We start from the raw sequence: 19684 nt of genomic DNA on the forward strand, positions 1-19684 counted from the left end.
CCCCAGCACGGTGACGCAGGTGACCCTACGACAACTTCCGTCGCGCCGGGACCCGTTCACGCCCGGTTTTCACCGGTTGGCCATATACCCGGTGCTCACAGGCACCCCGCGGGCGGTCTGGCGGGACATTCTCATGGTTCCCTCATACTGGGGCCAGCGATCACCGGGCGCCGCGACGGGCGCCCAACGCCAGGCGCAGGGGGACGACTTGCCTTTCACTCTCAGCCACGCGGCGGCCGTGCTGCCCGCGGTACGCGGTGACGGGACCGGTCGCGGCAGGCTGGTGCCCGCGGTCCTCGTCGCCGGTTCGTTCGCTCCCGACATGACCTACTACGCGGCGAGTGTCCTGTCGGGTGCGATGGAGTTCGGCGACGTCACGCACTCCTTCACCGGCGTCTTCACCGTCGACGTGCTCATCGCCTGGGCCCTCGTGGGCCTGTGGCTGTTCCTGCGCGAACCGCTGGTGGCGCTGCTGCCGCGGACCCGGCAGGTGCGCACGGCGGCGCTGCTGCACTGCGGGACGCCGCGCGCGCGTCCGCGTCCCTCCCTGTTGCTGCGCTGGTACGTCTCCGCCGCGCTCGGCGCGCTGACCCACGTCGTGTGGGACGCGTTCACGCACCTCGACCGGTGGGGGATGCGGGTGTTTCCCGTCCTGGGCCGGGAGATCGCCGGGTCCCCGCTGTACTGGTACCTGCAGTACGGCGGTTCCGCGGTGGCGGCCGTCGTGATCCTCGCCTTCGTCGTCGTCGCGTCGCGGCGGGGTGTCCCCGGCGAGCCGGTGGGCGTTCCGGTGCTGTCCCGGGCGGACCGATGGCTGGCGGTCGTGGTGCTCGCGGCCTGCGCCCTCGTGGGGGCGGTGCAGCGTGCGTCGCGGTGGTGGGCGTACTGGGGGTCGGACGCGGAGCTCTGGGAGCTGATCCCGACGGTGTGCTTCGGCGCCGGTGCGGGGCTGGTGCTGGGGCTCGCCGTCTACGGCGCCGGAGTCCGCCTGCGCCGCCCGGCCCCGCCCCGCCCCACGGAATCCCCCACGGAACCGACCCGGACGTCCCGCTGAGGAGGGGGTACGGGGGCCCGGCGGCGGTTTTGAGTCCGGCCTGGGGGTTCCGGGTTCCGCCGGGGGCTTCAGGTTCCGCCCGGGGTTCCGGGTCCGGGCCGGGGGTTCCGGGTCTAGCCGGGTTCCGGGTTCCGCCCGGGCTCGGGCAGCCGGGTGGGCTCTGCGCCGCGCTAGGCGCCCGTCCCCGGCCTACGGCACGCACCTGCGCCTGCGCCGTGCGTCTCCCCGGGCCACGACCGCGGTCGCCGTGGCGGCGCGGACCAGGACGCGGCCCAGGTAGGTGCGCCCCAGGCCGGTCCACGCGTGGCGTGCGGCGCGGCGTCCCGGTTTCGCGAGCGGGGCGCGCGGCGAGGCCCGCCATGGCCGGGGGAGGTCGCGACGCAGGGCCCGGCACCGCTCGGCGACCGCCGTCCCGGTCAGCACCTCGACGAGGGTCCTCACCTCGTCCTCCCGTCTGTGGCCCGCCGCGACGCAGATCGCGTCCGTGCGGCCGGCGCGTGTCCCTCGGGACCGGGCACGGCGTCGGATCCTCTCCCCCGCCCCGCGCAGCCGCGGGTGCGAGCGGGCGGCGCGATCACGAAGCGGGCGGCGCCTGGACGTCTCTCGGCGAGGGGTGCGTAGCCGGGCGGTGCTGGCCCCGGCCGCGAAGACCGGGGCCGGTGCGAGCAGTCCCGCCCCGAGGGCGACCGCCGAGAGAAGGGGGCCGGCTGTCGCCGTCCGACGCGGGAGCATGCGTATACCCATGCCCGCATCCTTACGGCCCCGGCAGCCCGAGGGCGCTCTCGCGAGGGCCGGGCGGGTGACCCACCCCAACCGAGGCAGGCCCCACGTCACCCCGCCGACAGGGGTGACCCTGCGCCCCGGGCCGAGCGCCGCTGCCTCCCCGTCCCGGATGACTCCGCACCGCCAGACCCCGGTGACATCGCGCCGAGGGGCCGGGCACCGCTGCCTCCCCGGCGGGGTGACGCTGCCCCGTTGGCCAGGGTGACTCCGCGCCACCAGGCCGAAGCGCTCCTGACTACCCGACCCGAGTGCCCTCGTGCCGCCGGGCCCGAGCAACGCCGCCTCACCGGCCCGGGTGACCCTGCGCCGCCGGGCCGGGCGCCCCCGCCTCCCCGACCCGGGTGACGCCGCCCCGCGAGCCCCGGTGACTCGGCCCCCGTCGGACCCCCGTCGCCCCCGGAACGCACGTGCCCCCGGGGCTCCGGGCCTAATGTGCCGCCGACTCCCAGTCCGCGCCGGAGCCGACCGACACGTCGAGCGGTGCTCGTAGCCGGACCGCGCCCGCCATCTCGCGGCGGACCAGTTCCTCGGCCTGGGCGCGCTCGCCGGGCGCGATCTCCAGGACGATTTCGTCGTGCACCTGGAGCAGCATGCGGGACTTGAGGCCCGCCTCGCGCAGCGCCCGGTCCACGTTGAGCATCGCGATCTTGACGATGTCGGCGGCCGTGCCCTGGATCGGCGCGTTCAGCGCCATGCGCTCGGCGGCCTCGCGGCGCTGCCGGTTGTCGCTGTTGAGGTCGGGCAGGTAGCGGCGGCGTCCGAAGAGCGTCGCCGTGTAGCCAATGGCGCGGGCCTCGTCGACCGCGCGGCGCAGATAGTCGCGTACGCCGCCGAAGCGCTCGAAGTACGTGTCCATCAGGCCGCGCGCCTCGCCGGCGTCGATGTTCAGCTGCTGGGAGAGGCCGAACGCCGACAGCCCGTAGGCGAGCCCGTACGACATGGCCTTGATCTTGCGGCGCATCTCCGCGTCGACCGCGGAGCGCTCCACGGAGAACACCTGGGAGGCGACCGTGGTGTGCAGGTCCTCGCCGGACGTGAACGCCTGGAGCAGTCCCTCGTCCTCGGAGAGGTGCGCCATCACCCGCAGCTCGATCTGGCTGTAGTCGGCGGTCATGAGGGACTCGAAGCCCTCGCCGACCACGAAGCCGCGGCGGATCGCGCGGCCCTCGTCGGTGCGGACCGGGATGTTCTGCAGGTTCGGGTCCGTGGAGGACAGGCGGCCGGTCGCGGCCACCGTCTGGTTGAACGTGGTGTGGATGCGGCCGTCCGCGCCGATCGTCTTGATCAGGCCCTCGACGGTCACGCGCAGCTTGGCCTGCTCACGGTGCCGGAGCATGATCACCGGCAGTTCGTGGTCGGTCTGCGCGGCCAGCCAGGCCAGCGCGTCGGCGTCCGTCGTGTAGCCCGTCTTGGTCTTCTTCGTCTTCGGCAGGCCCAGCTCGCCGAAGAGGACCTCCTGGAGCTGCTTGGGCGAGCCGAGGTTGAACTCGTGGCCCACGGAGGCGTGCGCCTCCTTCACGGCCTGCTGCACGGCGCCCGCGAACATCTGCTCCATGGCCTCCAGGTGCGCCCGGTCGGCGGCGATGCCGTGCCGCTCCATGCGGGCCAGCAGCGCGGACGTCGGCAGCTCCATGTCGCGCAGCAGGTCGGCCGCGCCGACCTCCGTCAGCTTCTCGCCGAACGCCCCGCCCAGGTCGAGGATCGCGCGGGCCTGCACCATCAGTGCCTCGGCCTCGGCCTGGTCGTCCGCGCCGAAGGCGAGCTGCCCGTCGGCCGCGGCGGCGGGCGCCAGCTCGCGGTTCAGGTACTCCAGCGTCAGCGCGTCCAGGGCGAACGAGCGGCGGCCCGGCTTCACCAGGTACGCGGCGAGCGCGATGTCCATGGTGACGCCCTCGACGGTCCAGCCGTGCTCGGCGAAGACGCGCATCACGCCCTTCGCGTTGTGCAGGACCTTCGGCCGGGCGGCGTCGGCGAGCCAGCCCGCGAACGCGTTCTCGTCCGCCTCGTCCAGCTGCGAGGGGTCGAACCAGGCGGCCTTGCCGTCCGCCGCGGCGAGCGCGACCTCGGCCACCGAGCCGGTGCCCAGCCCCCACGCGTCGACGGTGGCCAGGCCCAGGGGGGCCTCGCCGTGCTCGGCGAGCCACGGAGCGAGCTCGCCCGCGCCCAGCACCGCGCCGTCCAGCTCCACGCCGGGCGCGGCCGGCTGGGCTGCCTCCTCCTCCGCCGCCCCCGGGTCGACGGCGAACAGCCGCTCGCGCAGCGAGGGGTTCCTGATCTCCAAGGTGTCCAGGACCATCGCGACGGTCTTGCGGTCGTACGGCGCGCGCTCCAGGTCGGTGACGGTGCGCGGCAGCTCGACGTTGCGCTCCAGTTCGGTGAGCCGGCGGTTCAGCTTCACCGACTCCAGGTGGTCGCGGAGGTTCTGCCCGGCCTTGCCCTTGACCTCGTCGACACGCTCGACCAGCTCCGCGAACGAACCGAACTGGTTGATCCACTTCGCGGCGGTCTTCTCGCCGACGCCCGGGATGCCCGGGAGGTTGTCGGACGGGTCGCCGCGCAGCGCCGCGAAGTCGGGGTACTGCGCCGGCGTCAGCCCGTACTTCTCGAAGACCTTCTCCGGGGTGAAGCGGGTCAGCTCGGAGACGCCCTTGGTCGGGTAGAGCACGGTGGTGTGCTCGGAGACCAGCTGGAAGGAGTCGCGGTCGCCGGTGACGATCAGCACGTCGAACCCGGCGGCCTCGGCCTGCGTGGCGAGCGTGGCGATCACGTCGTCCGCCTCGAAGCCCTCCACGGCGAACCGCTCCGCGTGCATCGCGTCGAGCAGCTCGCCGATCAGCTCGACCTGGCCCTTGAACTCGTCGGGGGTCTTCGAGCGGTTCGCCTTGTACTCGGTGAACTCCTCGGACCGCCACGTCTTGCGGGACACGTCGAACGCCACCGCGAAGTGCGTGGGCGCCTCGTCGCGCAGCGTGTTCGCCAGCATCGACGCGAAGCCGTAGATCGCGTTCGTCGGCTGGCCCGTCGCGGTCGTGAAGTTCTCCGCGGGGAGCGCGAAGAACGCGCGGTAGGCCAGCGAGTGCCCGTCCATGAGCATCAGCCTCGGACGGCCCGTGCCGGAGGTCTGCTCGGTCTTCTTCGATGCTGTTTCTGCCACGCCCCCGATCCTGCCACGCCCCACTGACAGCGAGAGCCGTCCGGGCCCGGGCACCGGCACCGCGGGCGGCGCGTGCGAGGATCGGACCCGTGCGAGGACCCGGCCACCGGGCCCCCGGACGAGCGGGGACGAAGACAGCGCACGCGTGCACGCGAAGGGGTCGAGACGATGGCCAGCAAGCCGCCCAAGGGCGATCCGGTCCAGGACGCGCCGCAGGTCGCCGAGCCGAAGCACGCGGCCGCCGGGCTGCCCGCCATCGGGCACACCCTGCGCATGGCCCAGCAGCAGATGGGTGTGCGCCGCACCGCCCTCACCCTCCTGCGGGTCAACCAGAAGGACGGCTTCGACTGCCCCGGTTGCGCCTGGCCCGAACCGGAGCACCGGCACACCGCCGAGTTCTGCGAGAACGGCGCGAAGGCGGTCGCCGAGGAGGCCACGCTGCGCCGGGTCACCCCCGACTTCTTCGCCGCGCACCCGGTCTCCGACCTCGCCGGCCGCAGCGGCTACTGGCTGGGCCAGCAGGGCCGCCTCACCCACCCCATGTACCTGCCGGAGGGCGCCGACCGCTACGAGCCGGTGTCCTGGGAGCGGGCCTTCGACATCGTCGCGGAGGAGATCACCGCGCTCGACTCCCCCGACGAGGCCGTCTTCTACACCTCGGGCCGCACCAGCAACGAGGCCGCGTTCCTCTACCAGCTGTTCGCCCGCGAGCTCGGCACGAACAACCTGCCGGACTGCTCGAACATGTGCCACGAGTCGTCCGGCTCGGCGCTGACCGAGACCCTCGGCGTCGGCAAGGGCAGCGTCCTGCTCGACGACCTGTACCGGGCCGACCTGATCATCGTCGCCGGCCAGAACCCGGGCACGAACCACCCCCGCATGCTGTCCGCGCTGGAGAAGGCCAAGGCGAACGGCGCGAAGATCATCACGGTCAACCCGCTGCCCGAGGCCGGCCTGGAGAGGTTCAAGAACCCGCAGACCCCCCAGGGCATGATCAAGGGTGCCGCCCTCACCGACCTGTTCCTCCAGATCCGCCTCGGCGGCGACCAGGCACTCTTCCGCCTCCTGAACAAGCTGATCCTGGAGACCGAGGGAGCCGTCGACGAGGACTTCGTCCGCGAACACACCCACGGCTACGAGGAGTTCGCCGAGGCCGCCCGCGCCGCCGACTGGGACGACACCCTCACCGCGACCGGCCTCACGCGCGCGGACATCGACGCGGCACTGGAGATGGTCCTCGCCTCCCGGCGCACCATCGTCTGCTGGGCCATGGGCCTCACCCAGCACAAGCACGCCGTGCCCACCATCCGCGAGGTCGTCAACTTCCTGCTGCTGCGCGGCGACATCGGCCGCCCCGGCGCGGGCGTCTGCCCCGTGCGCGGCCACTCCAACGTGCAGGGCGACCGCACGATGGGCATCTTCGAACGGCCCGCCCCGGCGTTCCTCGACGCGCTGGAGAAGGAGTTCGGCTTCGCCCCGCCCCGCGAGCACGGCTACGACGTCGTACGGGCCATCCGCGCCCTGCGCGACGGCGAGGCGAAGGTGTTCTTCGCGATGGGCGGCAACTTCGTCTCCGCCTCACCCGACACCGACGTCACCGAGGCGGCCATGCGCCGCGCCCGCCTCACCGTCCACGTGTCGACCAAGCTCAACCGCTCCCACGTGGTCACCGGCGTCCGCGCCCTGATCCTGCCCACCCTCGGCCGCACCGAGCGCGACCTCCAAGGCGGTGGCGAGCAGTTCGTGACCGTCGAGGACTCCATGGGCATGGTGCACGCCTCGCGCGGCCACCTGGAGCCCGCGAGCCGGCACCTGCTGTCCGAGCCGGCCATCGTGTGCCGCCTCGCCCGCCGCGTCCTCGGCGAGGCCAGCCGGACCCCCTGGGAGGAGTTCGAGAAGGACTACGCGACGATCCGCGACCGCATCGCCCGCGTGGTCCCCGGCTTCACCGACTTCAACGCGCGCGTGGCCGACCCCGCCGGCTTCGCCCTGCCCCACGCCCCGCGCGACGAACGCCGCTTCCCCACCGCCACCGGCAAGGCCAACTTCACCGCGGCGCCCGTCGAGCACCCGGAGCTGCCCGAGGGCCGCCTCCTGCTGCAGACCCTGCGCTCCCACGACCAGTACAACACCACGATCTACGGCCTCGACGACCGCTACCGCGGCATCAGGAACGGCCGCCGCGTCGTCCTCGTCAACCCCGAGGACGCCCACGCCCTCGGCGTCGCCGACGGCTCCTACGTCGACCTCGTCGGCGAGTGGCGCGACGGCGTCGAACGCCGCGCCCCCGGCTTCCGCGTCGTCCACTACCCGACCGCCCGGGGCTGCGCCGCCGCGTACTACCCCGAGACCAACGTCCTCGTCCCGCTCGACGCGACCGCCGACACCAGCAACACCCCGGCGAGCAAATCCGTCGTCGTCCGTCTGGAACAATCGGCAACCGACTGAGCGTTTGCTCAGCGACAGTGATCCACGACGAAGTGATCCACGACGAACGGAGCCCGGCCCGATGGGCGAGCAGCACAGCGTGAAGTTCCCGCAAGAGGTCGTCGACGAGTACGCCTCCCTCGGTGTCGACCTGCCCGCGCTCTTCTCCGCGGGCCACCTCGGCACCCGCATGGGCGTCCAGATCCTCGAAGCCTCCGCGGACCGCGTCGTCGGCACCATGCCCGTCGAGGGCAACACCCAGCCCTACGGCCTCCTCCACGGCGGCGCCTCCGCCGTCCTCGCCGAGACCCTCGGCTCCGTCGGCGCCATGCTCCACGGCGGCAGCTCCAAGATCGCCGTCGGCGTCGACCTCAACTGCACCCACCACCGCGGCGCCCGCTCCGGCCTCGTCACCGGCGTGGCCACCCCCGTGCACCAGGGCCGCTCCACGGCGACGTACGAGATCGTCATCACCGGCGAGGACGGCAAGCGCGTCTGCACCGCCCGCCTCACCTGCATGCTCCGCGACGCCCGCCCCGGCGACGCCGAGCAGGTCCGCGCCGCCCGCTGACCCCAGCGCACCCCGCGAGGACGACCGGGGCGGGACGGCACCCTTGCCGCGACCCGCCCCACACGCTTCACTGTGCGCTGATCACCCCCCGCAGGAGAACACCCGTCCCACCCAGCCCAAAAAGGGGTTCTCTTGACCGCCGTACGCGCCACCACCATGGCCCGCGCCAGTGCCGTCACCGCGGCCGCCTGCGCCGCCGTCCTCGCCACCGCGCTGCCCTCCTCCGCGATCAACTCCTACAACGCGACCCCCGCACCCGAGCGCACCGAAGTCGGCGCCCTCGTCGCCACCTGGGACAACGACGACGACCCCGCCACCCCCGACCGCGTCGACTGGGTCTGCTCCGGCACCATGATCGACTCGGGCACCTTCCTGACCGCGGCGCACTGCACCACCGACTGGCCCGACGACGTCCGCTTCTACGTCTCCCTCGACCAGGACGTCCAGGCCGGACTCGACGCCGCCGCGAAGGCCCACCCCGGCGACCCCACCGCCCAGGCCGAAGCCGTCGCCGTCGAAGGCACCGCCCACACCCACCCCGCGTACCCGGGCCCCGCCTCCGACACCCACGACATCTCCGTCGTCGAACTGCCCGCCGACCGGCTCCGGGCCCGCTGGACCTTCACCCCCGCCGCCCTCCCCACCGCCGGACAGCTCGGCGCCCTCGGCCCGCGGGGACTGAACACCACCTCCTGGACCGTCGCCGGATACGGCACCCAGGAAGCCCTCAACGGCCCCGGCGGCCAGACCCACCCCGGCGGCGGCGTCCGCATGAAGGCACCCGTCTCCTTCGACGCCCTCAACAACGCCTGGGTACGCCTCGCGATGACCGCCCCCCAGGGCAACGGCGGTGCCTGCTACGGCGATTCGGGCGGCCCGAACTTCGCCGTGCTCGGCGGCCGGCGCGTCCTCGCCGCCACCACCATCACCGGCGACACACCGTGCTACGCCACCAACGTCGCCTACCGCCTCGACACCCCCGGAGCCCGCGCCTTCCTCGCGCCCTTCGTGAAACTGCCGTAGCCGAACGGCACACCGGCCCGGCACGGCGGCGGCCCGCGCCTGCGCCACCGGGCCCCACCGCGGCGTCACCGGCGCCGACTCCCCCGCATCCAGGGCGAGTCGGCGCCGCCGGCCACGCCGCGAGCGCCTGGATCAGCATCAACGAGGCTTCTCCGGAACCGAGTTGACGAGGGCGCCCGGGAGGGCCGACCCCCGGTTCCCTGCGGCGAGTCCGGACGGCACCACCCGGAACCGCGCACCTCGCACCACGGACACCGCCCATCCCGGGAATACCCGCCACACCACCTCGCCGACCCCCACCCAGGCCGCTCCCCGAGCCCGAACAGCCCCGGCCCGCCGTAACGCTGCGTAACACGGACGCAATACAACATCACAGTTCCGGCCTCCCCGGGCAGCGCTCCCACCACCTCCCAAGGCCCCTCCGGACCGCCCGCCACCCCGCCCGGCGCCGCCCACGCCCACGCGCAACCGGAAGTGCGGATTCTCAAAATGTGGACTCCGGAGCTTTTCCGCCAAACCGTCCGAGAGCCCCCGTCCGAGAAGTTCCCCCACCAGCACGTCATAACAAGAAAGTCACAAGCCAGCCCACGGCGATGCCGCCGCCCACAGACGGGCTTAGAGTCACGGCCAGTCACCGCGCCGCCGGGCGCGTCTGCAGCACGGCACCTGTACCACCCCAGTACGGCCCGGCGAGACACACGGCAGCTCAATAGAGCTGCTGCGCCAGGGAGAGGATTAAACGTGCGACACCGTTCTTTGGTCATACTCACCTCCGTGCTCACCACGGGAGCACTCACGCTGACCGCCTGCGGTTCGCGCGACGACGACAAGGGCGGTGACAACAGCGGCAAGAAGACCGAGGTCATCATCGGCGTCGACGCGCCGCTGACCGGCCAGAACTCCGCCACGGGCCTCGGCATCAAGGGCGGCGTCCAGATCGCCGTCGACGACGCCAACAAGAAGAACCTCGTCCCCGGCGTGAAATTCAAGGTCGTCGCCCTCGACGACAAGGCGATCCCCGCCCAGGGCCAGACCAACGCCACCCAGCTCGTCGGCAACGACAAGGTCCTCGGCGTCGTCGGCCCGCTGAACTCCGGCGTCGCCACCCAGATGCAGCAGGTGTTCGCCACCGCCAACCTGGTCGAGATCTCCCCCTCGAACACCGCCCCCGAGCTCACCCAGGGCAAGAACTGGCAGACGAAGAAGGCGCGTCCCTTCAAGACGTACTTCCGCACCGCCACCACCGACGCCCTGCAGGGCGGCTTCGCGGCCGACTACGCCTACACCACCCTGAAGAAGCGCAAGGTCTTCGTCGTCGACGACAAGCAGACCTACGGCGCCGGCCTCGCCAAGCTCTTCAAGGCCGGCTTCACCAAGGCCGGCGGCAAGGTCGCCGGCGAGGACCACGTCAACACCGGCGACACCGACTTCTCGGCCCTCGTCACCAAGATCAAGAACTCCAAGGCCGACCTCGTCTACTACGGCGGCCAGTACGACGAGTCCGAGAAGCTCACCAAGCAGCTCAAGGACGCCGGCGCCAAGGTCCCGCTCTTCGGCGGTGACGGCATGTTCACCCCGACCTACATCGAGACCGCCGGCAAGACCTCCGAAGGCGACCTCGTCACCTCCGTCGGCCAGCCCGTCGACACCCTGCCCTCCGCCGCCGACTTCATCAAGAAGTACAAGGCTTCCGGCCTCAAGGGCGACTACGGCACCTACGGCGGCTACTCCTACGACGCCGCCACCGCCATCATCAAGGCGATCGGCAACGTCGTGAAGGACGGCAAGGTCCCCTCCGACGCCCGCGCCAAGGTCGTCGAGGAAGTCCAGAAGACCAAGTTCGACGGCATCGCCGGCCCCGTCTCCTTCGACGAGTACGGCGACACCACCAACAAGCAGCTCACCGTCTACCAGGTCGTCGACGGCAAGTGGAAGGCCGTCAAGAGCGGCACCTTCAACGGCTGATCCACACCGCCGCCAGGGCCTGTAGTCCGGATCAGTCCAGCCGCGACCGACGGTTCGTCCCGGCACCCGCGACACCGGCCTGATCCGGACGACAGGCCCTCAGCACCACCACAGGGCCGCGCGGCCACTGACCACACGTCACCGCGCGGCCCGTTTCATACGCCCTGCTCAACTCTCCCCACCCACATGGAGGCCATGCGGTGAACACCCTGCCGCAGCAGCTGGCCAACGGGCTGTTCCTCGGCTCGATGTACGGGCTGATCGCCATCGGTTACACGATGGTGTACGGCATCGTCCAGCTCATCAACTTCGCCCACGGCGAGATCTTCATGACCGGAGGCTTCGGCGCACTCTCGGTCTACCTGTACGTCCTGCCCAACGGCACATCCATGTGGATAGCCCTGCCGGCGATGCTCATAGGCGGCGGACTCGTCTCCGTCCTCATCGCCGTCGGAGCCGAACGCTTCGCCTACCGACCACTGCGCGGCGCACCACGCCTCGCACCCCTCATCACCGCCATCGGCCTCTCCCTCGCCCTCCAGCAGGCCGTCTTCAACTGGTACCCCGACGCCAAGACCGACCGCACCTTCCCCCAGCTCGACTTCGGTCCCTGGCACATCGGCGACATCCGCATCCAGAGCGGCGCGGCCTTCGTCATCATCGCCGCCCCCCTCTGCATGGCCGCCCTCGCCCTCTTCGTCCGCCTCTCCCGCACCGGCCGCGCCATGCAGGCCACCGCACAGGACCCGGACACCGCCCAGCTCATGGGCATCGACACCAACCGCATCATCGTGATCGCGTTCGCCATCGGCGGCTTCTTCGCCGCCGTAGCCGCCGTCTCCTACGGCCTGCGCTACGGACAGATCAAGTACGACATGGGCTTCCAGATGGGCCTCAAGGCCTTCACCGCGGCCGTCCTCGGCGGCATCGGGAACATCTACGGCGCCATGATCGGCGGCCTCGTCCTCGGCCTCGCCGAGACCATGGCCACCTCCTACATCGACGGCATCCCCGGCATGCAGCAGCTCGGCGGCGGCGGCTGGTCCTCCGTCTGGGCCTTCGTACTCCTCATCCTCGTACTGCTGTTCAGGCCACAAGGCCTAGTCGGCGAACGCGTCGCGGACAGGGCGTGAGCACCATGGCAACCACCGAGAAGACCCCGGCGGCCACCCCCCGGACGGACCCCGCCCGCGGCCTCATCGCGCTCCCCCCGACCGTGGCCCGCGCCCTCGTCCTCGTCGGCGCCCTCGCCACCATCGCCAGCACGTTCATGTCCTGGACCTACACCGACGAATTCCCCGGGGACCTCACCTACTACGGCTCCCCCGCCGGACTCCAGGTCCTCGCACTCGTCGCAGGCCTCCTGACCGTCGTCTACGCCCTCACCCTCTGGGACATCCGCGGCCTGCGCTGGCTCAACCCCACCGGCGCCACCCAGCCCGTCGTCCTCGCCGCGGCCTCCGCGTTCGCCGTCGCCTGGTTCAGCGCCATCGCGATCGCCGTCGACCTCAAGGGCCTCGTCGCCCTCGACCCCGGCGCCTACATCGCCGCCATCGGCTCGCTGATCGCCGTCCTCGGCACCCTCGCCCTCCCCAAGCCGGGCGACACCTTCAAGGACTACGTCACCAAGCCCGACCACCTCCCCACGGCCACCCCGCTCCCCGCCTGGGGCGAACGCCTCGTCATCACCGCCGCCACCGCCGTGGCCCTCATCGTCTTCACCTACGGCATCGGCGTCGACCCCGAAGCCAGCGAAACGTTCATCGGCTACCTGTTCCTCGTCGTCCTCGGCGCCTGGGCACTCCTCACCGCCGGACTCTTCGACCGCTTCGCCGAACTCAACGCCCGCCACAAGGGATTCGCCACCTCCATGGCCTTCCTCGCCGCGGCGATCTTCCCCTTCGTCGAAAGCGACGAACACAACGCCAACCTCGGCGTCAACATCCTCGTCGTCGCCACCGTCGCCCTCGGCCTCAACATCGTCGTCGGCCTCACCGGACTCCTCGACCTCGGATACGTCGCCTTCCTCGGCGTCGGCGCCTACGCCGCAGCCCTCGTCTCCGGCAGCGAGTTCTCCCGCTTCTCCGGCGTCCAGTTCCCCTTCTGGGCCGCCATGCTCACCGGAATGGCCGCGTCGCTCGTCTTCGGCGTCCTCATCGGCGCCCCCACCCTGCGACTGCGCGGCGACTACCTCGCCATCGTCACCCTCGGCTTCGGAGAGATCTTCCGCATCGGCGTCAACAACCTCGACGGATCCTCCGGACCCAACCTCACCAACGGCCCCAACGGCATCTCCATGATCCCCGACCTCGACATCTTCGGGTTCAACTTCGGTGCCACCCACGCCATCGGCGGAATCACCCTCGGCCGCTTCGCCAACTACTTCCTGCTGATGCTCGTCATCACCGGCATCGTCGTCGTCGTCTTCAACCGCGCCGCCGACAGCCGCATCGGCCGCTCCTGGATCGCCATCCGCGAAGACGAGACCGCCGCCACCGCCATGGGCATCAACGGCTTCCGCGTCAAGCTCATCGCCTTCGCCCTCGGCGCCAGCCTCGCCGGCCTCGCCGGCACCGTCAGCGCCCACGTCGGCTACAGCGTCAACCCCGCCCCCTACCAGTTCGCCGGATCCGTCCCCCCGAACTCGGCGTTCCTCCTCGCCGCCGTCGTCCTCGGCGGCATGGGCACCGTCAACGGACCCATCCTCGGCGCCACCCTGCTCTACCTGCTCCCCGAGAAGCTCGGCTTCCTCAAGGAGTACCAGCTCTTCGCCTTCGGCATCGCCCTCGTCATCCTCATGCGATTCCGCCCCGAAGGCATCATCGCCAACCGCCGCCGGCAGCTCGAATTCCACGACACCGGCCAACTCGACATCCCCGAACAGAGCCTGCCCGACACCACCGTCGGCGTCACCAAGGCAGGGGCGTGACCCACATGACCACCACCACGGCCACCAGCCCCGTCCTCGAAGCCACCGGCGTCACCATGCGCTTCGGCGGCCTCACCGCCGTCCGCGGCGTCGACCTCACCGTCAACAGCGGCGAGATCGTCGGCCTCATCGGACCCAACGGCGCCGGCAAGACCACCTTCTTCAACTGCCTCACCGGCCTCTACGTCCCCACCGAGGGCAAAGTCGCCTACAAGGGCACCGTCCTGCCCCCCAAGCCCCACCTCGTCACCAGCGCCGGCATCGCCCGCACCTTCCAGAACATCCGGCTCTTCGCCAACATGACCGTCCTGGAGAACGTGCTCGTCGGCCGCCACACCCGCACCAAGGAAGGGCTCTGGTCCGCCCTCCTGCGCGGCCCCGGCTTCCGCAAGGCAGAAGCCGCCAGCCGCGAACGCGCCATGGAACTGCTGGAGTTCATCGGCCTCGCCCACAAGGCCGACCACCTCTCCCGCAACCTCCCCTACGGCGAACAGCGCAAGCTCGAAATCGCCCGCGCCCTCGCCAGCGACCCCGGACTCCTCCTCCTCGACGAGCCCACCGCCGGCATGAACCCCCAAGAGACCCGGGCCACCGAAGAACTCGTCTTCGCCATCCGGGACAAGGGCATCGCCGTCCTCGTCATCGAGCACGACATGCGCTTCATCTTCAACCTGTGCGACCGCGTCGCCTGCCTCGTCCAAGGCGAAAAACTCGTCGAAGGAACCTCCGACGTGGTCCAGGGCGACGAACGCGTCGTCGCGGCCTACCTCGGCACCCCCTTCGAAGGCGCCCCCGGCGCCGACGAACTCGCCGAAGTCGAAGCCGCCGAGGCCCACGGAGCGCAGAGCACCACCAGCAAGGAAGGAAGCGCCCAGTGACCGCACTGCTCGAGGTCGAAGACCTCAAGGTCGCCTACGGCAAGATCGAAGCCGTCAAGGGCATCTCCTTCTCCGTCGAAGCCGGCCAGATCGTCACCCTCATCGGCACCAACGGCGCCGGCAAGACCACCACCCTGCGCACCCTCTCCGGGCTCCTCAAGCCGACCTCCGGAGTCATCCGCTTCGACGGCAAGATCGTCAACGGCGTTCCCGCCCACAAGATCGTCGCCCTCGGACTCGCGCACTCCCCCGAGGGACGCCACATCTTCCCCCGGCTCACCATCACCGAGAACCTGCAACTCGGCGCCTTCCTGCGCACCGACAAAGCAGGCATCGAAAAGGACATCCAGCGCGCCTACGACCTCTTCCCCATCCTCGGGGAACGCCGCAAGCAGGCCGCCGGCACCCTCTCCGGCGGTGAACAGCAGATGCTCGCCATGGGCCGGGCCCTCATGTCCCAGCCCAAGCTGCTCATGCTCGACGAACCCTCCATGGGCCTCTCGCCGATCATGATGCAGAAGATCATGGCGACCATCACCGAGCTCAAGGCCCAGGGCACCACCATCCTGCTCGTCGAACAGAACGCCCAGGCGGCGCTCTCCCTCGCCGACCAGGGACACGTCATGGAAATCGGCAACATCGTCCTCTCCGGCAGCGGACAGGACCTCCTCCACGACGAGTCCGTCCGCAAGGCCTACCTCGGCGAGGACTGACCCACCGCACCCGGACACACGAAGAGGCCCGCACCCCCACCGGGGTCGCGGGCCTCTCGCCGTACCGAACGCGCCGGGACTAACCCTTCGACGCCTTCTTCTCCTCGGCGTCCTGGATGACCGCCTCCGCCACCTGCTGCATCGACATCCGCCGGTCCATCGACGTCTTCTGGATCCACCGGAACGCCGCCGGCTCCGACAGCCCGTACTCCGTCTGCAGCACCGACTTCGCCCGGTCCACCAGCTTCCGCGTCTCCAGCCGCTGGCTGAGGTCCGCGACCTCCTTCTCCAGCTCCTTCAGCTCCGTGAACCGCGACACCGCCATCTCGATCGCCGGCACCACGTCACTCTTGCTGAACGGCTTCACCAGATACGCCATCGCACCCGCGTCACGCGCCCGCTCCACCAGATCACGCTGCGAGAACGCCGTCAGCATCAGCACCGGCGCGATGCTCTCCTCGGCGATCTTCTCCGCCGCCGAGATCCCGTCCAGCTTCGGCATCTTCACATCGAGGATCACCAGATCCGGCTTGTGCTCCCGGGCCAGCTCGACGGCCTGCTCACCGTCACCCGCCTCTCCGACGACGGTGTAGCCCTCCTCCTCCAGCATCTCCTTGAGGTCGAGACGGATCAGCGCCTCGTCCTCGGCGATGACGACACGGGTCGTCAGCGGAGGTACGTGCGACTTGTCGTCGTCGGGCGCGTCCACGGGCTGGGGCGACTCGGGGGCGGTCACGGGGTGCTCCTTGTTCCAGGGCAGGCAAGTACTGCTCCCAAGAGCGTACCTAGCTGCAGCTCCGTGCGGTGAACCGGTACACTCCTCTCGGGTTGGCCAGCCGGGTTGGCGGAATGGCAGACGCTGATGTCTCAAACACATCTGTCCGAAAGGACGTGCGGGTTCGACTCCCGCACCCGGCACAGATTTCTACCAAGCGGATGTTCACGTTCTCGTGAACATCCGCTTTTTGGTGCACACAGTCACGGTCGGTGACTCAGGGTGCTCATATGAACTACCACAGCACAGAGGTACGACAGCAGGCGCTCATCCTCCTGCGGAGCGGAGCTCGTAATGCCGACGTCGCGCGGCGATTCGAGATTCCGCTCGGGACGATCGGCTATTGGAAGCACATGGACCGCGCGAAACGTGGCGAGTGTCCAGGGGCGCACGATCCCAAGTGCCCACGGTGCGACGGGCGAGACCTCGATGGTGCGGCCTACAGCTACCTGCTCGGCCTGTATTTGGGCGATGGTCACATCAGCCGTTACTCGGCGCACCGCGTACCCAATCTCATGATTACCTGCGCCGAGTCGTGGCCAGGACTCATGGACGACTGCGAGCGAGCTATGCGCGCAGTCTTCCCCGATAACGCGGTCTGCCGCGTCCGCAGGACCGGTTGCCGCAACGTGAAGGTCTATTCGAAGCACCTGCCCTGCCTCTTCCCCCAGCACGGCCCCGGCAAGAAGCACGAGCGGGCGATCGTGCTGGAGGGGTGGCAGCAGGAGATCGTGGACGCTCATCCGTGGGAGTTCGTCCGCGGGCTCATCCACTCCGACGGGTGCCGGATCACCAACTGGACGACGCGCCTCGTGGCCGGTGAGCGCAAGCGGTACGAGTATCCCCGGTACTTCTTCGCCAACGTCTCCGACGACATCCGCCGGCTGTACACCGACACCCTTGACAAGCTCGGTGTCGCGTGGACGCACTGCACCCGGCACGGGAACGCGTTCAACATCTCCGTGGCCCGCAGGGCCGACGTGGCTCTGATGGACGCGCACGTGGGGCCCAAGTACTGAGTCCGGCGCGGTGGGCCCCTCCTTCTGAGGGGCCCGGGGCCGGTCACTTGGGGGTGTCGTCCTCGCCGATGTGGTGGACGCGGACCAGGTTGGTGGAGCCGGAGATGCCGGGCGGGGAGCCGGCGGTGATGACCACCATGTCGCCCCTCTGGCAGCGGCCGATCTTGAGGAGCTGCTCGTCGACCTGGTCGACCATGGCGTCGGTGGAGTCGACGTGAGGTCCGAGGAAGGTCTCGACGCCCCAGGTGAGGTTGAGCTGGGACCGGGTGGCGGGGTCGGGGGTGAACGCCAGGAGGGGGATCGGGGAGCGGTAGCGGGAGAGACGGCGGACGGTGTCGCCGGACTGGGTGAAGGCGACGAGGAACTTGGCGCCGAGGAAGTCGCCGATGTCGGCGGCGGCGCGGGCGACGGAGCCGCCCTGGGTGCGGGGCTTGTTGCGTTCGGTGAGGGGCGGCAGTCCCTTGGCGAGGATGTCCTCTTCGGCGGCTTCGACGATGCGGGCCATGGTGCGGACGGTCTCGACGGGGTATTTGCCGACGCTGGTCTCGCCGGAGAGCATGACGGCGTCGGTGCCGTCGATGACGGCGTTGGCGACGTCGGAGGCCTCGGCGCGGGTGGGGCGGGAGTTCTCGATCATCGAGTCGAGCATCTGGGTGGCGACGATGACCGGTTTGGCGTTGCGCTTGGCGAGTTTGATGGCGCGCTTCTGGACGATGGGGACTTGCTCGAGGGGCATTTCGACGCCGAGGTCGCCGCGGGCGACCATGATGCCGTCGAAGGCGGCAACGATGTCGTCGATGTTGTCGACGGCCTGGGGTTTCTCGACCTTGGCGATGACGGGGAGGCGGCGGCCTTCCTCGTCCATGATGCGGTGGACGTCGTCGATGTCGCGGCCACTGCGGACGAAGGAGAGGGCGATGACGTCGAAGCCGGTGCCGAGGGCCCAGCGGAGGTCTGCTTCGTCCTTGTCGGAGAGGGCGGGGACGGAGACGGCCACGCCGGGGAGGTTGAGGCCTTTGTGGTCGGAGACCATGCCGCCTTCGACGACGGTGGTGTGGACGCGGGGGCCGTCGACCGCGGTGACTTCGAGGCTGACTTTGCCGTCGTCGACGAGGATGCGTTCGCCGGGTGTGACGTCGGTGGCGAGTCCGTCGTAGGTGGTGCCGCAGGTGTGGCGGTCGCCTTCGGTGTCGGGTTCGACGGTGATGGTGAAGGTGTCGCCGCGTTCAAGGAGTACGGGGCCTTCGCGGAAGCGGCCGAGGCGGATCTTCGGGCCTTGAAGGTCGGCGAGGATTCCGACGCTTCGGCCCGTCTCGTCGGAGGCCTTTCGTACGCGTTGGTAGCGCTCCTCGTGTTCGGCGTGGGTGCCGTGGCTGAGGTTGAATCGGGCGACGTCCATTCCGGCTTCGACCAGTGCTTTGATCTGGTCGTACGAGTCGGTGGCGGGGCCCAGGGTGCAGACGATTTTTGCTCGGCGCATGGTTTGAGCCTAGGGCTTACCGGCGGGTAGGTAATTGGGTGTTCGTGACTGCCCAACAACCTTTGCGTGAAGGGCTGTTGACAAGGGTTGAATTGTGCACGGGGGTGCTCTGATGAGCGCCGCGGTATTACATATTCGGTGGTGTCATGGTGAATCGGGCAGTGACCTGGGCGTACAGGTGTTGGCGTTGCGGTTCGAGGTCGAGGGGTGCGGGTTCGTCGGTGTTCTCGGCGCCGTAGGTCATGGTGCGCATGGCGCGGCCGAGGGGGTGGGCGGGTTCGGGTTCGGTGTCGGTGAGGTCGAGGAGTGCGGTGAGGGTGGTGCCGAGGGCTTCGGCGTATTCGCGGGCGCGTTGGACGGCGTCGTGGACGGCTTGTTGTCGGGCTTGTTTGTGGGCGGGTGAGGTGGGGCGGAGGGTCCACCAGGGGCCGTCGATGCGGGTGAGGTCGAGGTCGGCGAGGCGGGTGGTGAGTTCGCCGAGTGCGGTGAAGTCGTTGAGTTCGGCGGTGAGGTGGAGCTGGCCGTGGTGGGCGCGGACGCGTTCGCCGCGGCCGTGTCGGGTGAGTTCGGGGGTGATGGTGAGGGAGCCGGTTTCGAGGTGTTCGACGGCGTCTCCGTAGGTTTTGACGAGATCGAGGGTGGTGGTGTTGCGGCGGGTGAGGTCGGCGAGGGTGTCGCGTCGGTCGGTTCCGCGGGCGGTGAGGATGATGCCGATGCGGGCGAGTTCGGGTTCGGTTTCGAGGTGGGCTTCGCCGCGGACGGTGATGTGGGGAGCGTCGGGGGTGGGGGTCATACGTCCCACTGTGTCACCGGAGTACCGGGTTGTGGTGTGTACCGGTCATCAGATCGAAACCTGCGGGATCTGTTCGGGGGTGTGAGGGGTGGGTCAGAATCTACGCGCGTCGTTCACCAT

Annotated in this window: 15 protein-coding genes and 1 tRNA gene; 11 read left to right on the top strand and 5 right to left on the bottom strand. The window is 70.1% G+C overall.

Annotated features, from left to right (window positions below; genetic code table 11):
- The first annotated feature begins 208 nt into the window (after positions 1–208).
- Positions 209–1054, top strand: coding sequence for a DUF4184 family protein (locus ACFYQQ_RS27610; protein ID WP_355787846.1), 846 nt, complete (start codon positions 209–211; stop codon positions 1052–1054).
- Between the two features lie 189 nt (positions 1055–1243).
- Here ACFYQQ_RS27610 and ACFYQQ_RS27615 read toward each other — a convergent pair whose 3' ends face one another.
- Together ACFYQQ_RS27615 and polA are read right to left on the bottom strand one after the other, a co-directional pair.
- Positions 1244–1495: a hypothetical protein gene (locus tag ACFYQQ_RS27615; protein ID WP_356169180.1), complete on the bottom strand. Its 252-nt coding sequence runs from the start codon at positions 1493–1495 to the stop codon at positions 1244–1246.
- Positions 1496–2264: 769 nt separating this feature from the next.
- A complete protein-coding gene (polA, locus tag ACFYQQ_RS27620; RefSeq protein WP_388905423.1) occupies positions 2265–4991 on the bottom strand; it encodes a DNA polymerase I in 2727 nt (908 codons plus the stop codon).
- 168 nt (positions 4992–5159) lie between these two features.
- Between polA and ACFYQQ_RS27625 the strand changes: the two genes are divergently transcribed.
- The 8 genes from ACFYQQ_RS27625 (at position 5160) to ACFYQQ_RS27660 (ending at position 15497) form a co-directional block, all read left to right on the top strand.
- Positions 5160–7439 carry an FdhF/YdeP family oxidoreductase gene (locus tag ACFYQQ_RS27625; RefSeq protein ID WP_388905425.1) on the top strand — a complete coding sequence of 760 codons (2280 nt, stop codon included), beginning with the start codon at positions 5160–5162 and terminating at the stop codon, positions 7437–7439.
- A 61-nt stretch (positions 7440–7500) separates the two neighbouring features.
- On the top strand, positions 7501–7989 hold the full coding sequence (locus ACFYQQ_RS27630; protein WP_355795019.1) for a hotdog fold thioesterase: 489 nt from the start codon (positions 7501–7503) through the stop codon (positions 7987–7989).
- A 132-nt stretch (positions 7990–8121) separates the two neighbouring features.
- Positions 8122–9012 (top strand): trypsin-like serine protease, encoded by an 891-nt coding sequence (locus ACFYQQ_RS27635; protein ID WP_356169171.1) that lies wholly within the window; start codon positions 8122–8124, stop codon positions 9010–9012.
- Positions 9013–9753: 741 nt separating this feature from the next.
- Positions 9754–10977, top strand: coding sequence for a branched-chain amino acid ABC transporter substrate-binding protein (locus ACFYQQ_RS27640; RefSeq protein ID WP_355779191.1), 1224 nt, complete (start codon positions 9754–9756; stop codon positions 10975–10977).
- A 200-nt stretch (positions 10978–11177) separates the two neighbouring features.
- The gene (locus ACFYQQ_RS27645; RefSeq protein WP_355779188.1) at positions 11178–12110 is read left to right on the top strand and encodes a branched-chain amino acid ABC transporter permease; all 933 of its coding nucleotides are present in this window, start codon (positions 11178–11180) and stop codon (positions 12108–12110) included.
- A gap of 5 nt (positions 12111–12115) precedes the next feature.
- Complete coding sequence (locus ACFYQQ_RS27650; RefSeq protein WP_355779238.1) at positions 12116–13906, top strand: branched-chain amino acid ABC transporter permease; 1791 nt, start codon at positions 12116–12118, stop codon at positions 13904–13906.
- On the top strand, positions 13903–14784 hold the full coding sequence (locus ACFYQQ_RS27655) for an ABC transporter ATP-binding protein (RefSeq protein ID WP_356169166.1): 882 nt from the start codon (positions 13903–13905) through the stop codon (positions 14782–14784). The genes ACFYQQ_RS27650 and ACFYQQ_RS27655 overlap by 4 nt, the downstream gene beginning before the upstream one ends.
- Positions 14781–15497: an ABC transporter ATP-binding protein gene (locus ACFYQQ_RS27660; RefSeq protein ID WP_355790608.1), complete on the top strand. Its 717-nt coding sequence runs from the start codon at positions 14781–14783 to the stop codon at positions 15495–15497. The genes ACFYQQ_RS27655 and ACFYQQ_RS27660 overlap by 4 nt, the downstream gene beginning before the upstream one ends.
- Before the next feature lie 79 nt (positions 15498–15576).
- Here the strand turns inward: ACFYQQ_RS27660 and ACFYQQ_RS27665 are convergent, their stop codons facing one another.
- Positions 15577–16233 carry a response regulator gene (locus ACFYQQ_RS27665; RefSeq protein WP_355790610.1) on the bottom strand — a complete coding sequence of 219 codons (657 nt, stop codon included), beginning with the start codon at positions 16231–16233 and terminating at the stop codon, positions 15577–15579.
- A 99-nt stretch (positions 16234–16332) separates the two neighbouring features.
- Here ACFYQQ_RS27665 and ACFYQQ_RS27670 point away from each other — a divergent pair.
- Positions 16333–16415: transfer RNA gene (locus ACFYQQ_RS27670), tRNA-Leu, on the top strand.
- Positions 16416–16502: 87 nt separating this feature from the next.
- Positions 16503–17291 (top strand): helix-turn-helix domain-containing protein, encoded by a 789-nt coding sequence (locus ACFYQQ_RS27675; protein WP_355790613.1) that lies wholly within the window; start codon positions 16503–16505, stop codon positions 17289–17291.
- 43 nt (positions 17292–17334) lie between these two features.
- Here ACFYQQ_RS27675 and pyk read toward each other — a convergent pair whose 3' ends face one another.
- Together pyk and ACFYQQ_RS27685 are read right to left on the bottom strand one after the other, a co-directional pair.
- Positions 17335–18771, bottom strand: coding sequence for a pyruvate kinase (pyk, locus tag ACFYQQ_RS27680; protein WP_388905429.1), 1437 nt, complete (start codon positions 18769–18771; stop codon positions 17335–17337).
- A 127-nt stretch (positions 18772–18898) separates the two neighbouring features.
- Positions 18899–19564, bottom strand: coding sequence for an SIMPL domain-containing protein (locus ACFYQQ_RS27685; protein ID WP_355780679.1), 666 nt, complete (start codon positions 19562–19564; stop codon positions 18899–18901).
- Positions 19565–19684 lie beyond the last annotated feature (120 nt).

This window comes from Streptomyces sp. NPDC005496, from assembly GCF_042872045.1.
Taxonomy (GTDB): domain Bacteria; phylum Actinomycetota; class Actinomycetes; order Streptomycetales; family Streptomycetaceae; genus Streptomyces.

Excerpts from the sequence above, each read along its gene's own strand:
- ACFYQQ_RS27625 (WP_388905425.1), top strand. The coding sequence starts at position 5,160 with ATGGCCAGCAAGCCGCCCAAGGGCGATCCGGTCCAGGACGCGCCGCAG.
- ACFYQQ_RS27630 (WP_355795019.1), top strand. The coding sequence starts at position 7,501 with ATGGGCGAGCAGCACAGCGTGAAGTTCCCGCAAGAGGTCGTCGACGAG.
- ACFYQQ_RS27650 (WP_355779238.1), top strand. The coding sequence starts at position 12,116 with ATGGCAACCACCGAGAAGACCCCGGCGGCCACCCCCCGGACGGACCCC.
- ACFYQQ_RS27675 (WP_355790613.1), top strand. The coding sequence starts at position 16,503 with ATGAACTACCACAGCACAGAGGTACGACAGCAGGCGCTCATCCTCCTG.
- pyk (WP_388905429.1), bottom strand. The coding sequence starts at position 18,771 with ATGCGCCGAGCAAAAATCGTCTGCACCCTGGGCCCCGCCACCGACTCG.
- ACFYQQ_RS27685 (WP_355780679.1), bottom strand. The coding sequence starts at position 19,564 with ATGACCCCCACCCCCGACGCTCCCCACATCACCGTCCGCGGCGAAGCC.